This is a genomic window from Sphingobium salicis subsp. salicis, assembly GCF_049472635.1.
Taxonomy (GTDB): Bacteria; Pseudomonadota; Alphaproteobacteria; order Sphingomonadales; family Sphingomonadaceae; genus Sphingobium; species Sphingobium yanoikuyae_A.
In genome coordinates this window covers 1,927,336-1,941,486 of sequence record NZ_JAYRCS010000001.1, presented here as the reverse complement: position 1 = coordinate 1,941,486, position 14,151 = coordinate 1,927,336, and the positions used below count along the sequence as shown (strand labels likewise).

Here is a 14,151-nt window from a genome sequence, read left to right as displayed (position 1 = left end):
GCTGGCAAGCGACTTCCTGACTTTGCGAGGGCCCCGATCCGCTGCTGATTGAAATCTGTGGCAGACACAAACGTCTGCACCGCTACAAAAAGCTCCCGTCCATCTTGATAGAGGGGAATGGAGTGAGTTGATCGACACCTGCCGCGATAGCGGACCTTCTGCACCTAGGGATCAGCATTTGATCTCTGAGTGTCTCAGAAGGGTCGCGACTTGCCCTTTCGCGGACCGACCGCACCTAGGACCGAAAAATTGGGCGCTAAATCACGACAAAGGGTCGCAAGCGGCGCGCGCCACGCCGCTAGCAACATTCTATCAGGCTTTTGGACTAATTCCCGGCCTTTCGTGCGAAAGCCAATAGCATCTCCGCGACCGCCGTTCGTGCATCGCGCTCGATCGCAAAACTTGCCGGGTCTAGGCTCTGATCGACCTCGCAGTTCAGGTGGGCCTGAGCGGCCCCTTCCAGGTCAAGCGACAAGCCCTGCAATCTTGCCATGTTGATGACGAACTCCAGCGTTGTCTGCGCCAGCTTGGTCGTGACGAGAGCCTGAAATCTTAGCGCATGAAGTTCTTCTTCCGTCATATCATTCCCTAGTAGTGATAGTAGGAAAAATATCCGTCATCGCCGTTTGTCGGTTCAGGACAGCCGCTTGCCAACTTCCGGCCCAGTGAATAACTATCCTTTCAACTCACGGCCGCGAGATCTGTTCGCCTTTCAGATAAATTTCGTGGAGACACTCTTGTTGGCTGTTTCGTCGGTGCGAGATTGCCGGCGGCCGGTAAGAAGCCCATTTTCGGCATTTGAATATGAAATCCAAGGCTCAACGGCCTGGGCCAGACGTTTCTGAGCTTATGCTGGCCGCTTCAATCTCTTCAAACCTGTAGCGAGCGGCCGCCTCCCGCTTCCAAGCGCATCGCCAAGCGTAGGCAAGTTCATAGATCAGGGTCGCAGACATCATGGCAATTGCAAACTGTAAGACTGCATTATCGATTATGATCGCGTTCAAGAGCAGGCCAATAGCCGTTGCGATGAGTGTCATGCGGAGCAATGGAGAACGCTTTGCGTTCAGCTGTGACGAGGCGGCGCTTCGATCCTCGACTTTGCTGAAGGAGCGCCTGGCTGCCGATTACGGGGGAGCGCAAGAGTTCGACGATGGAACACGGGGGGTGGCGAGGCGCTACCTAGGCTCAGGACTCATTGATTGAGCCAGAAGATGACGGCGGCGGCGATACAGATGGCGGACATGAAGGTGTGGGCGCAACGGTCGTATCGGGTGTGGATGCGCCGCCAGTCCTTGAGCTTGCAGAACATGTTTTCGATCTTGTGGCGCTGACGATAGAGCGCAGCGTCGTGCGGGATTGGCACCTTCCGGTTCTTCTTTGAGGGAATACAGGCGGTGATGTTGCGCTCCGCAAGCGCCTTGCGGAACCAGTCGGCGTCATAGCCTCGATCGCCGAGCAAGGCTTTGGCGGGAGGCAAGGCGTCGAGCATCAGGGCAGCGCCCTTGTAGTCGCTCATCTGGCCCTCGCTCAGCAGCATGACCAGCGGCCGGCCCTTGCCGTCGCAGACGGTGTGGAGCTTCGAGTTCAGGCCGCCCTTGGTGCGTCCGATACGTCTGGGAACATCCCCTTTTTGAGCAGGCTTGCCGCCGTCCGGTGTGCTTTCAGGTGGGTTGCATCTATCATCAACTGGTCGGGCTTGCCGCCCTTCGCCGCGAGGGCCGCGAAGATCTTGTTGAACACGCCGAGCCGGCTCCACCGGATGAAGCGGTTGTAGATCGTCTTCGGCGGGCCATAATCGGCAGGCGCATCGCGCCACCGCAGGCCGGTCCTGATCACGAAGATGATCCCGCTGATGATCCGACGGTCGTCCACCCGTGGCACCCCGTGCGATAGCGGAAAATATGGCTCGATCCGGCGCATCTGCGCTTCCGACAACCAGAGCAGGTCACTCATCACGACGTCTCCTCACGCCGTCATTGAATCAACCCTTCGCTATCACCGCAAGCGATTTAATAGGTCCTGAGCCTAGATTGGTGAAGCTTCGCGCCGCAAAAGCTTCTCTCTATATATATCTTGATGGCGCCCTACGCGCGCGTCATTCTCCACGGATGGACAGCGATACACTCCAGGTCGATTGGGCTGCCGGTGAAGTGGCCGATGGCGAGATGCGGATCCCGGCGACGTTCGAGGGCCTCTCAGGGATGCTCATTTTGTCTGAAGGCGAAATGCTAGCGGCAACCAAAGCTGCGGATGATGAAGTGCTGATAGCTTTCGGCGGGATGATCGGATGGATCGCCGATGCGGCCCAGAAGGCCTTCGCGCGGGGCGCCCTGGTCCAAGTCGATGGAAGTTTTCTGATGCTGATCGCCGCTGAAGACTTCAGTCTCACGCGACCAACGATCAACTAAAATGGCCCCGCCATTTCGGACGGGGCCAGTGAACGATCGATCGTGAAGACAAACCGTCGGGTCGCGCGAATCGGATAGCACATTTTGCAGCGCAGCGAATAACCCCAACGGGGTATGTCTCAGATCAGGATTGTGTCGCTGATCGCTTCCATCCCCATGCGGAAAATCGTTCGCGTTCCGGAGTATTTCTGGACGATGGAAATCGGGGAAGAAGCGCGCGCCATCTTCCCAACTGATCGTCTGCTCGACGGCGCAGGTACATGCTCTTCAACATGCGTCTAGCGACATGGTGAAGGACCGCACAAGGCGAAGGATCATGTTGGGATAGAGGGGGAGGGGACGCTCCACGCCAATGTCAGCGCTATCGTCTGCTGGGGGGGGCGATTAGCAGCGGGATGCCAACGTAATCGACGACATAGGACAAATGATCCAACGGTTCGGGCGGACTGTCGAAGCGGTCCATGATTTCATGTCGGAGGGCAGGCGAAGGTGGTTCGTCGTTATCGCATATGAGGTATTTCGCGGACGACTTGACCCCAAATACGCCCGCTGATTTTGACCGCGCACGGGACGCGCTTGGTAATAGTGGGGTGCGGCGCGCTATCTCCCGGATCGGCACATGATCGCCAAAATGTCGGCGCCGGATAACGCTCACTAGCCATGTCCATCACTCCATATATCTTCGCTTGTCAAAGCCAGGGACGAGTTGAGCATGGGTCAATTCTCAATGGAAATTTACGCCCTACCCGGGTCAATTCTCAGTGGAAACGAACACAGCTGCGGATTTCGTCAGCATCGAGGATGTGGGAAGGGCCGCGCCACCTGGCGCACCTCGCGCGGGGATCGTTGCCCGAATGGGACAGGACACTGAAGGTGGCTTGGTCGAAGCGTAGTGGAGATGGAGCCGTGTCCGTCAGGACCGCGCCAATTCGATGCTTCAGGAGAAGTTCTGTGCGGAAATTGGAGGTCCATCCTCGGCTTTTGAACCCGATTGGATGGCTTGCGCCAGGCTATGTTGAGGAAAGTCCCGTATTGAAGTTCATGATAAAATCCGTCTAGCCGCCAACCATCCCAACCGGCACTCGGCACGTGTCGCTCGAACGCGCCCTGCACGGGTCAGCCGATCTTCCCATGTCAGCACCACGGATTGGTAGATACTGGTCGTCGGCGTGCTACATCCGAAGCTCTGTTCTGTCTCGCAGGCGAAATAAAACGCCGCCGGAGCAAACTAAAACACGGGGCCAAGGTTCAGGGAGTTGCCAGCCAAAGGGGGGAAGGGTGGCACACTCAACCGAGAGGCCGAGCGTGGATATTCAAGCTGACGGTGGTGACTGATCAGGTTCCTCTCAGAAATCAGGTCGTCGGTTTTTCGCCGGCCCCTTCGTTCAGTGCGTTGGCGATCATAGCCGCAAGCGTCTCTTCAGCGCTGCGGCGGGCATTCGCATCCTTGCCGCCAAGATCATTGCGCAGCCATTGGGGCGCGCGCTCGACCGTCCGTTCGATGATCGCTTTCATATGGTCGTCCATGGTCATCGCCTATGAGCGTCAATGCGTATTGGCGCAATAGCGGGCGGTCACACGGCATCTCTCCAATTATCTGTGGATAACTCGCAGCGCCTCTTGCACGTTGCGTTCTTGATATGTTCTAGGCGTCGATCATGGAATCAGATGAGCCAGATCGCCCTTTAGCCGATGACCTTCACGTGCCCGAGGGCCGTGAGCGGCTGGGGCGCGCGCATCAGCTTCGCGTCGATATTTCCATCGCACTTTCGATGGCACCACTTTGGCTGCGCCGGGCTCTGTCCGATCGCAATTTTGCCCGTTCCCGCGGCGCGCGCCTCGATATCGTCGAGCGAATTGCCGCAGCCATCGAGCGGAGATTTACCGTTCAGTGGCGCGGCTCAGATGATGAAGGCCAAAATGCCCGTCCAGTTGAGGACGGCGGGCCGCTTTTTGGCGGACCAGATTTTTGTGACGCGCATCAGGCACATGCGCCACTGAAATCTCGATCAATTGACTCCGTGACAGTATCAGAGGAACATATAGAGAACACGTGAGTCTCATCCATCATGCCGACTGTCCCGCGCCCGGAAAGGCTGCAAGCCCTTATTGCCGAAATCCAGGCTATAGCGCCGGTTTCGCGGGCCGATGTGCCGTGCCTGCCCTTCGGTATTGCCGCCGTCGATGACCGCCTGGCAGCAGGCGGGCTGGTGCGCGCCGCGCTGCACGAGATTGCCGGCGACACCGGCGCGCTGGGCGATGACGCCGCCGCCACCCTCTTCACTGCGGGCATCGCGGCCAGAGCGTCGGAAGGCGATATTCTCTGGATCATGTCCCAGCCCGACCTGTTCGCGCCCGGCCTTGCCTGCGCCGGTGTACCGGCGACCCGGCTGATCCAGGTCGAAGCCGGCAAGGACGACCACGCTCTTGCCGTAATGGAAGAGGCGCTGCGCCATGGCGCACTGGCAGCCGTGGTATGCGAGGTTACCCGCATCGGCATGACCGCCACGCGTCGCCTGCAACTGGCGGCTGAGGAGGGAAACACCACGGCCCTGCTGCTGCGGCGCTGGCGACGGTCCGCGCAAGATCCGCTGGGCCAACCTTCCTCTGCGCTGACGCGCTGGCGCATCGGCTGTGCGCCGTCCGATCCCTTGCCGGTATCTGGCGTCGGTCGCTCGCGCTGGCAGGTGTCACTGGTGCGCCAGCGCGGCGGGGATCCTGATAACTGGCTACTGGAGGGCTGCGATGCGACGGGTCGCCTCGCTGTTCCTGCCGAGCCTCGCCGTCGATCGGCTGCGCCGAAACGAGGCGAGGACCGGCAGGCCGCCTGAACGGATATCTGCGCTCCAACTGCCCGTCCTTCCGCTCGAAGAGGAAGACGGCTCGTCCTGCTCCTGCCCACGTGGCGGCGGGTGGCGTCCTGGCGCGCGCTGGGCGCAGACTGCCGGGGCGGGCGCCGCGATGGGCACGCGCGAGGAACAAATCGATAGCCTGCCTGCGCATCAACGTCCCTCGCCGCGTGAACTCGGTCGCCGCTCGGAGGCGGCCGACAATCCGTTCAAATCGGGCAAGCAAGCGGCAGCGCCAAATCTGAAGCCCCTTGGACATGCGCAGCCAGACGCATCGCCGCTGGTCACCAGCATCCTTCACAAGCAGCGCATGGTGATCGCCGCACTCGACGCGCAAGCTGCAAGCCTTGGTCTCTTTTCCGGCATGCCGCTCACCCAGGCTAAAGCCATGGTGCCCGGCCTCGATACGCGCGACGCTGACCCGGTGGGAGATGTGCGGGAGCTGGAACGGCTCGCGCTGTTCGCCGTGCGGCGCTGGACGCCGACCGCACAGGTCAACGCGCCTGACGGGCTGCTCATGGACCTGACCGGCGTTGCCCATCTCTTCGGAGGCGAGCAGGCGATGGCGCGGCGGATCATCGGCTTTTGCCGTCGGATCGGGTTGGACGCGCGCATCGCTATAGCGGGCACGGCGGGCGCTGCCCATGCGCTCGCCCGCTATGGCAAAGAGCGCATTGCGATCTGCGACGTGCATGGGGAACTGGAAGCGATCAGCAGCTTGCCGGTAGCGGCACTGCGGCTCGATGACCGCCAGCGCAGCGCCGCCCAGCGCCTCGGGATCGAGCGCATCGCCGATCTCATCGCCATGCCGCGCGCGCCGCTCGGCCGCCGTTTTGGGGCCAGTCTGCTTCACCGGCTCGACCAGGCAATCGGGCGGGTTGGCGAGCCGCTCGTCGGCATTGTCCCATTCGAACTGCCGCAGGTGCTGCGGATCTTTGCCGAACCCATTGGCTCGGCTGAGACGATCGCGCGGGTCATGGCCGACCTTGCCGATGATCTGGCGCGGACATTGCGCGAACTGGGGCTTGGCGTGCGGCTTCTGCGTCTTGTTTGCGAGCGGGTGGACAAGGAAGAACAGATCGTCACGGTCGGGACCGCGCGCGGCACGCGCGACATCGGCCATATGCTGCGGCTGCTCGCGATGAAGATCGAGACCATCGATCCAGGCTTCGGCATCGAACGCATGCGGCTGCTCGCGTTGCGCAGCGAATCCCTGGCGCCCACGGCGATCGACGCCGATCTGGGGACGGGCGAAGCGGCGGATATCGCACTCCTCGTCGATCAGATCGTTGCTCGGCTGGGGCAGGGGGCCATTTACCGTCCGACCATGCGCGAGAGTGATGTACCCGAGCGCGGCGTTGGGCGCATCGCGCCACTGGCTGACGCTATGCCCTGGCCGACCTTATGGCCACGGCCCGCCCGCATTCTGCGGCGGCCAGAGCGGATCGACCATGTCATGGCCGAGCTTCCCGACCAGCCGCCACGCCGCTTCGTCTGGCGCGGGGTCGCCCATGTCGTGGTGCGGGCAGATGGACCGGAGCGTATTCGTGGAGAATGGTGGCGTCGGCGCGGCGAGAGCTATGCCGTGCGCGATTATTTCCGGGTGGAGAATGAGCGGGGCGAGCGTTTCTGGGTGTTCCGGCGCGGCGATGGCGAAAATCTGCGGTCGGGCGATCTCTCCTGGCACATCCATGGTGTGTTCGGATGATGAGCGAGGATTATGTCGAACTTCAGGTCACCACGCATTTCTCCTTCCTGCGTGGCGTGTCCTCCCCTGACGAACTGTTCGCTCAGGCCGCCTGGCTCAAGATACCGGCACTGGGCGTCGTCGATCGCAATTCGGTAGCCGGGATCGTGCGCGCCTGGCAAGCGGCCAAGGAAACCGGCGTCCGTCTGATCCCCGGCTGTCGGCTGGATCTTGCCTGTGGCACCAGCCTGCTGGTCTATCCAACCGACAAGGCCGCCTGGTCGCGGCTGACCCGCCTGCTGTCCGTTGGCAAGGCGCGAGCAGGGAAGGGGGCCTGCGAGCTGCATTGGGAGGATGTCGAACAATGGCACGAGGGGTTGATCGCCATCCTTGTTCCCGATCTGCCCGACGACGCCAATGCACGAGCGCTCTGCCGTTTAAACCTTACATTTGGCGATCGCGCCTATCTTGGGCTGTCGCTGCGCCGAAGGCCGGACGATGCGATCCGGATTCATGGTCTCAATGCGCAGGCGCGATCGCATCATGTGCGATCGGTGGTGCTGGGTGACATCCTCTATCACAGCAATGATCGCGAGCTGTTGCAGGATGTTGTGACCGCGATCCGTCACCATTGCACCGTCGATGCGCTGGGGTTCAAGCGCGAGCGCTATGCCGATCGGCAGCTCAAGTCCGGCGCGGAAATGGCCCGGCGCTTTGCCGCCTATCCCGATGCGCTGGCAGCAACGGCCGACATCGCGCATGCCTGCACCTTCGACCTCGATCAGCTTCGCTATCAATATCCGCAGGAAGCAAGTCCGGGCGAAACGCCGCAGCAATTGCTGGAGCGGCTGACGGGGGCGGCATCGGCCCGCATGTTTCCCGATGGCGTGCCCAAAGCCTATGCCGATCAGCTTGCCCATGAGCTCGGGCTGATCGAAAAGTTGAGCTATGCCCCCTATTTTCTGACCGTGAACAGCATCGTCGCTGAAGCGCGAAGGCGGGGCATTCTCTGCCAGGGGCGGGGATCGGCGGCGAACAGCTGCGTCTGCTTCGTGCTGGGCATCACCTCGATCGATCCCATCAAGCATGAATTGCTTTTCGAACGGTTCGTGTCGGGCGAGCGCAAGGAACCGCCCGACATCGACGTCGATTTCGAACATGAGCGGCGGGAGGAGATCATCCAGTGGATCTATGAGACCTATGGCCGCACCCGCGCCGCTCTGACGGCGGTGGTAACGCGCTATCGCGCCCGCGGCGCGGTGCGCGAGGTCGGCAAGGCGCTGGGTTTGCCCGAGGACATGACCGGGGCGCTCGCGGGGCTCGTGTGGGGATGGTCGCTCGAAGGCGTGCGCGACGATCAGGCAAGCGAACTCAATCTCGACACCAGCGATCCGCGTCTTGCCCTGACGCTGGAGCTGTCGCGTGAACTGATCGGCACACCGCGCCACCTCTCGCAGCATCCTGGCGGCTTTGTCCTGACCTCGGACCGGCTGGATGAGCTAGTGCCGATCGAACCTGCAGCCATGGAGGACCGGCAGGTCATCGAGTGGGATAAAGATGACATCGATGCGCTGAAGTTCATGAAGGTCGATATTTTGGGTCTGGGCATGCTGGGCTGTATGCGCCGGGCCTTTGCGCTGCTGGCGGAGCATCGCGGCGTCGCCATGACCATGGCGTCGCCAACACTCCAGCGAGATGATCCGGCCGTTTATGCCATGATCCAGCGCGCGGACACGCTCGGAGTCTTCCAGATCGAGAGCCGTGCGCAGATGTCAATGCTGCCGCGGATCAAGCCGGAGAAATTCTACGATCTTGTGATCGAGGTGGCGATCGTTCGGCCCGGGCCGATCCAGGGCGACATGGTGCACCCCTATCTGCGGCGGCGCGAGGGCAAGGAGAAGCCGGAATATCCGCGCGAGGAGTTGCGCGCCGTGCTGCAGAAGACGCTGGGTGTGCCGCTGTTCCAGGAGCAGGCGATGAAGGTGGCCATTGTCGGTGCCGGGTTCACGGCCGCTGAGGCCGACCAGCTGCGCCGCGCTATGGCGACGTTCAAGTTTACCGGCGGCGTCAGCCATTTTTACGACAAGCTGGTCGAGGGCATGGTGGGGCGCGGCTATCCGCGCGACTTTGCCGAGCGCACCTTCAAGCAGATTGAGGGCTTCGGGTCCTATGGCTTTCCCGAAAGCCATGCGGCGAGCTTTGCCAAGATCGCCTATGCGTCGAGCTGGATGAAGTGCCACCATCCCGATATCTTCTGCGCGGCTCTGTTGAACGCGCAGCCCATGGGCTTTTACGCGCCTGCGCAGATCGTGCGGGACGCCCGTGCCCATGGCGTGGAGGTGCGGCCGCCCTGCATCAACCGCAGCCGTTGGGATTGCACGCTGGAGCCAACACGCGGGCGATACCTCGCCGTCCGGCTGGGGCTGCGTATGGCACGTGGGCTTTCCAACCTGCACGGCGCCATGATCGTGTCGGCGCGAGGGGACGCGCCCTTCGATAGCGTCGAAGGCGTTTGGCGACGGGCAGGGGTGCCGCCGGCCGCCATCGAGCGGCTGGCGGATGCGGATGCATTCCACGCCCTTGCCCATGATCGAAGGCAGGCGCTTTGGCGCGTGAAGGGGCTGGGCGACAAACCCCTGCCACTCTTTGCGGCTGCCGACGCGCGGGAAGGGCGGTTCGGTCCGGAAGGGGACGAGCCCATGGTGACGCTGGAGCCGCTCAGCGAGGGAAGGGAGGTGGTCGAAGATTATCGGACCATTCAGCTTTCGCTTCGGGCGCATCCGCTTGCGTTTCTGCGCGAGGATTTGCGACGGCGCGGGGTCAAGTCTGCAGCCGAACTCGATCAGGTGAAGGACGGGCAGCATGTCGAGGTGGCGGGGGTCATCCTTGTGCGGCAGAAGCCGGGGTCGGCTAAAGGTGTTCTGTTCATCACGATCGAAGATGAAACCGGGATCGCGAATGGCATATTGTGGCCGGACCGGTTTGAGGCGCAGCGGCGGACGGTCTTGGCATCAGCAATGGTCGGGTTGCGTGGGCGGTTGCAGCGCGAGGGGATTGTCACGCACATCATCATAGATCGCGTGATCGACTATACCCCTCTTCTCAGATCGATCGGTGAAGCCAAGCTGTCTGCCGCCACTTGCGCCGCCAGCGATGGTGAAGCAGACTTGTCGAAGCGGGCAGCGAGAGATGATGCACCTTGTTTGCGGCTTCAATCGCGCAATTTTCACTGAACAGATCATTGCGTGGAGGGCTTGCGGCTGCCTCTTGGAATTCGGTGGATCTGGCCGAAGTGGACTCTCAAGCCAGATGCCAACGGGCGGGCGCGACCGTCACCTGCACATAATCAGTTGGCGTTTCTGGTGCGCTTGTCCGCGCTGACAAGCGCGGGAATGTCGGCGCGCATTCCCGTGTTGGTTTGGTAAATCTCGGCGAGCCGGTCCAGAAGCGACTCGACGACCCCTTGCCCCTTCTCGGTCAGGCTAACCTTAATTCCGCGTCGGTCCCGATCGGTCGCGTTGCAAAGGACCAGACCGATCTTCTCCATTTCGTACACCTTGCGACATGCTGTGGGGAACGGGACATTTGCGAAACTGCAGAGCGACCAGAGATAGACGACCCTCTCCTCCCTCTCGGCAATATAGAGTTCCAGAAGCATGTCCCAGACGGGACTGGCGCAATAGCGATAGCCCAGCGTGTCACCAAGAGCTTTACGCATCGTCACCAGCTTGCGACAGGCATCCATGCGAGCAACGACTTGATACGGCATTGTCTTTCTCCCTTTGCTAAGGGCGCTGCGCGTGCTCGGCCGGGCCGATCGCTGCGGCGCCTGCCTACAAAAATCCTTTTCTACGAAAGCTCAGGCTGCCCTCCCGGGCGATAAGAATATGATCGTGCACCGCGACACCCAGCGCTGTGGCGGCCTCGACGAGCTTGCGGGTCATGATCCTGTCACTCCGGGAGGCTACAAGACGACCAGATGGATGATTATGCGCAACGATGATGGCGGTCGCGCCGAGCTCAAGACAGCGCTTGAGCACTTCGCGCGGGTAAATATGGACAGCGGAAACGGAGCCGATGCTGGCTACCTCGTCGCATAGAAGCTCATTGCCTGCGTTGAGATAGAGTACCCGAAGCTGCTCTTGCGGGGCAAACGCCATCGCGCCTCTCAGATAATCAAGGACGGCGGGCTCATCGGCCAGCACGGCTCCACGTGGAAGGCGATCTCGCAGGACGTGGTGGATAGCCGTTCGAACCGATGAAAACAGCCCCTCCAGATCATCGCCACCAACAGCTTTGACGCGCTCCCCCTCCGTAGCGTTGAGGGCCTCGGGAAAGGACCCAAATCGTTCGAGAAGCCGGTCAGACAATTCTCTCGCGCGATCGGGCGCTCCCAGACCGATCAGGTCTTCCAGGATTTGTCGACACCCAGCCGGGCCAGCCGTTGCTGGTGTCGCCAGGTCGCGGCAATCAGAATGATCTGGGCAATCCAGCTCCAGAGCGCCACGGCATCCATATAGGCTTTTGGCACCACAGCCGGCACAGCCACGCGCATGATGTGGATCGAAAGTTCGGCTACCAGCATTCCCGAAACCCAAAGCGGCCAAAATCGCGTGCTTTTGAAAGAAAGCCATAAGAAAATACCCAGCATGGCCGTGTCGACAAAGAGCATGCCGTGCTCGACACCCTGGAACCGGAAGGCAATGGGATGGGCGAGCGCAATGCTGGCGATGACGCCGCTCACAAAGGTTGCCGCCCCGATCTGCTCGGGCCGGCCACCCTTTGCGAACCCATAAATCGAGCTCACGACCAAAAGTCCGACGAACATCATTTGTCTGGTCATATCGACTTCGAAACGGAAGTGTCGTTCCCAGTCAAGCGCTTGACGATCGTCGCTCAGGCGGCGCGGAGATGGTTCGGTACCGCCGGCTGCTGGCTTTGGCCAGTTGCGACCTTGAAGACATCGCCATAGGCCTGCTCGCCAAGACCGATGTCGTCACTCACGCGCTTGAGCTGGTCATGGGTCGCGACGAGCTCTGCCCGCGTCTTGGCAACCAGCATGATGGCCGAGGCGGAGGACTGGAATGCGTCCTGCCCGATCGCTGCGTCCAGGCGCCCTTCGAGACGGGCGAGGGGAAGGGCGGCATTGAGTTCGGCGATGCGAGCCGCCGCAAGGTCGATAGCTTCCTCCGCAGCGTGCATCCGCTGCGCGATCGAATGGGCGATAATCTGACGTTGTCTGGGCATGATGTCTCCTCCCGCATTCCACAGGAATGCATGGTTCATGAAATTGATTGTCGGATGGTGCCTTACGGGTGGGCGAAACTGTCCATGACCGTAAGAAGCGATATGGCCGAGCCGGCAAGCAGGAGCCCCAAGGCGCCCAATGCCGCTACGGTAACGATGGCTTTTGATTGGTTCAGGTCATTACTCGGTCTCCTGCCTGAGCGGAGCGGGACCCAGTCGACGAGGGAGGTTGTGAGGCGTTCGAGCGAATAGCTTCCCTGTTCCTCAACAAGCTGCCCATCATCATCCGGATGCCCATCCGCTTCGTGATCAGCAGGGATAGTTGCCGCTCTCTCGACCTTGGAGGAAATTACCAGCGATTCGGGGGGTGGTAAAAAATAGGTATCGACAAATTGAATTTCGCGGCCGGTTTCGAAGGCCAGCACGATCTGCGCTGCATCAGCGCGACTCATCCCATTCAGCGCAACCCGAGCTTTATCAACATGTTTGTCGACCGTGCCGGGCATGATGCCTAGCTTGGGTCCGATTCGCTTGGAAATCATCCCTCGCGCAACAAGCGCTAGACATTCACGCTGACGATCGCTCAGCGACTCGACGGCGGCGCGATATTTCTCCAGCTCGGGAGGCAAAATGTTGCTTGTCACGGTGCGACCCGACCCTTGCATGCGTCGGCGACCATAGCCGGGAGAGCCAGGCGAGGTGGCCGATCCGTTTCGATAAGCTATGAGTGTCATCAAACTGACACGCAAAAGCAACGCTCTTATATCGAATGGCATAGAGCCATTGGCGTACCGTCTGGGAACGAACAGGAGAAAAGGAAGAGGGGAGAGGTCGGCTTCTTTTAACCTCAGGATTTCCCCCATGTGCAGCCCTTTGGCCGCTGGTCTGTCGAGTTGTCTCGAAACCATCCTCTCGCAGGAGCACTGGCTCGGGCGAAAGCATGTTGTAAGTTTAAAGCGATCACGCCCCTGCGGTTGGCGCATTCCTCGGCATCGCAATCCCGCTGATGCGAGCATTATGGCATCTGACTCGCGGAGTTTGCCATGAGCGCTGACATGGCTGCAGCCGGAGAGCACATTGTCCGGCGACTCGGGGGCGTCTGGTCCAACGGGTGGGGCATGTGCCAATGCCCGGCTCACGAGGATCGCACGCCGAGCCTGTCCGTACGGTGCGGTCGGACCGGCCTCCTGTTCAAATGTTTTGCCGGCTGCACAATTACCGAAATTCTGGCCGCACTCAGGCGCGAAAAGCTCGATGTGCCAGGTGGGGAGAGCCGAAAGTTCGAGCGCCTCCAGCCTGCCACCGACATGCGGCGATATGCCGCTCGTCTCTGGCGCGAAGGACGACCTGTCAGCGGCACTCCGGCGGAGCGCTATCTGCGCAAGCGGTCAATTCCGGCGATCCATGATCTCATGCGCTACCACCCGGCCACACCCTTAGGTCGAGGTCGAGCGGTTCGACGGTTGCCCGCATTGCTTGTCGCTGTCGGGCAACCGCGCCGACTGGCAGCTGTCCAACGGATATTTCTGCAGCCCAATGGTCGGCCGGCTTTGCTCAGCCGGACAAAGCGCGCGCTCGGTCCGCTATATCGAGATGCCGTGCAGTTGTTCGAACCGATGGATACGCTGGGTCTGGCAGAAGGCGTGGAAAATGCCCTATCCGCGTCCTTGCTTCTCTCCATCCCGGTTTGGGCGAGCCTTGGCGCCGAGCGATTCGATCGGATCGAGATACCGTGCCGCATCAAGCGCCTGATCCTCCTCGCCGATAACGACGATGCGGGCAGGCGGGCCGTAACCAAAGCTTTGCAGAGCTACGCACTTCCGGAACGCGAGATCATTGTCCTTTGGCCGGCAGCGCCATTCAACGACTGGAACGACATGCTGCGGGCAGGAGGGAAAGTGAGGTTGGGATGGGAGCGGAATGCGGCCTGATGGTCAGGGCGCCCGCGAACAGGAGAAAG

The 14,151-nt window shown here is 61.2% G+C and carries 14 protein-coding genes; 6 read left to right on the top strand and 8 right to left on the bottom strand.

The genetic code is table 11. The features are described 5' to 3' along the window. Positions 1 to 325: 325 nt before the first annotated feature. Together VHN57_RS09320 and VHN57_RS09315 are read right to left on the bottom strand one after the other, a co-directional pair. Positions 326 to 580 carry a hypothetical protein gene (locus tag VHN57_RS09320; RefSeq protein WP_017503124.1) on the bottom strand — a complete coding sequence of 85 codons (255 nt, stop codon included), beginning with the start codon at positions 578 to 580 and terminating at the stop codon, positions 326 to 328. Positions 581 to 1,192: 612 nt separating this feature from the next. Beyond that, positions 1,193 to 1,953 (bottom strand): IS5 family transposase gene (locus VHN57_RS09315; protein WP_312219538.1). Its coding sequence is split into 2 segments (ribosomal slippage): positions 1,193 to 1,620 and positions 1,620 to 1,953, totalling 762 coding nucleotides; the frame shifts between segments, so codons are not numbered across the junction. A 77-nt stretch (positions 1,954 to 2,030) separates the two neighbouring features. Here VHN57_RS09315 and VHN57_RS09310 point away from each other — a divergent pair. Beyond that, positions 2,031 to 2,408, top strand: a complete 378-nt coding sequence (locus tag VHN57_RS09310) for a hypothetical protein (RefSeq protein ID WP_157228576.1) — start codon at positions 2,031 to 2,033, stop codon at positions 2,406 to 2,408. A gap of 1,353 nt (positions 2,409 to 3,761) precedes the next feature. Here the strand turns inward: VHN57_RS09310 and VHN57_RS09305 are convergent. Beyond that, the gene (locus tag VHN57_RS09305; protein ID WP_375284378.1) at positions 3,762 to 3,923 is read right to left on the bottom strand and encodes a DUF6771 family protein; all 162 of its coding nucleotides are present in this window, start codon (positions 3,921 to 3,923) and stop codon (positions 3,762 to 3,764) included. Positions 3,924 to 4,066: 143 nt separating this feature from the next. Between VHN57_RS09305 and VHN57_RS09300 the strand changes: the two genes are divergently transcribed. From VHN57_RS09300 to VHN57_RS09285, 4 genes are read left to right on the top strand one after another with little or no spacing between them, the layout of a single operon-like run. Then, positions 4,067 to 4,465, top strand: a complete 399-nt coding sequence (locus VHN57_RS09300) for a hypothetical protein (RefSeq protein ID WP_157228575.1) — start codon at positions 4,067 to 4,069, stop codon at positions 4,463 to 4,465. A gap of 12 nt (positions 4,466 to 4,477) precedes the next feature. Continuing rightward, positions 4,478 to 5,239, top strand: coding sequence for an ImuA family protein (locus VHN57_RS09295; protein WP_026109607.1), 762 nt, complete (start codon positions 4,478 to 4,480; stop codon positions 5,237 to 5,239). Then, entirely contained in the window at positions 5,154 to 6,965 is a 1,812-nt protein-coding gene (locus VHN57_RS09290) for a DUF6504 family protein (protein WP_157228574.1), read from the top strand. Before VHN57_RS09295 ends, VHN57_RS09290 begins: the two co-directional genes overlap by 86 nt. After that, on the top strand, positions 6,965 to 10,177 hold the full coding sequence (locus VHN57_RS09285; protein WP_017503115.1) for an error-prone DNA polymerase: 3,213 nt from the start codon (positions 6,965 to 6,967) through the stop codon (positions 10,175 to 10,177). Before VHN57_RS09290 ends, VHN57_RS09285 begins: the two co-directional genes overlap by 1 nt. Before the next feature lie 113 nt (positions 10,178 to 10,290). Here the strand turns inward: VHN57_RS09285 and VHN57_RS09280 are convergent, their stop codons facing one another. The 5 genes from VHN57_RS09280 to VHN57_RS09260 form a co-directional block, all read right to left on the bottom strand. Beyond that, positions 10,291 to 10,713 carry a helix-turn-helix domain-containing protein gene (locus tag VHN57_RS09280; protein WP_293921980.1) on the bottom strand — a complete coding sequence of 141 codons (423 nt, stop codon included), beginning with the start codon at positions 10,711 to 10,713 and terminating at the stop codon, positions 10,291 to 10,293. Positions 10,714 to 10,777: 64 nt separating this feature from the next. Next, entirely contained in the window at positions 10,778 to 11,314 is a 537-nt protein-coding gene (locus tag VHN57_RS09275; protein WP_017503686.1) for a JAB domain-containing protein, read from the bottom strand. A gap of 32 nt (positions 11,315 to 11,346) precedes the next feature. Continuing rightward, a complete protein-coding gene (locus tag VHN57_RS09270) occupies positions 11,347 to 11,775 on the bottom strand; it encodes a hypothetical protein (RefSeq protein WP_017503687.1) in 429 nt (142 codons plus the stop codon). 65 nt (positions 11,776 to 11,840) lie between these two features. Continuing rightward, positions 11,841 to 12,191, bottom strand: coding sequence for a hypothetical protein (locus tag VHN57_RS09265; RefSeq protein WP_017503688.1), 351 nt, complete (start codon positions 12,189 to 12,191; stop codon positions 11,841 to 11,843). A 62-nt stretch (positions 12,192 to 12,253) separates the two neighbouring features. Next, on the bottom strand, positions 12,254 to 13,054 hold the full coding sequence (locus VHN57_RS09260) for a helix-turn-helix domain-containing protein (RefSeq protein ID WP_293921984.1): 801 nt from the start codon (positions 13,052 to 13,054) through the stop codon (positions 12,254 to 12,256). A 180-nt stretch (positions 13,055 to 13,234) separates the two neighbouring features. Here VHN57_RS09260 and VHN57_RS09255 point away from each other — a divergent pair, with 180 nt between their 5' ends. Beyond that, positions 13,235 to 14,122, top strand: coding sequence for a DUF7146 domain-containing protein (locus VHN57_RS09255; RefSeq protein ID WP_026109727.1), 888 nt, complete (start codon positions 13,235 to 13,237; stop codon positions 14,120 to 14,122). The last annotated feature ends 29 nt before the right edge of the window (positions 14,123 to 14,151 follow it).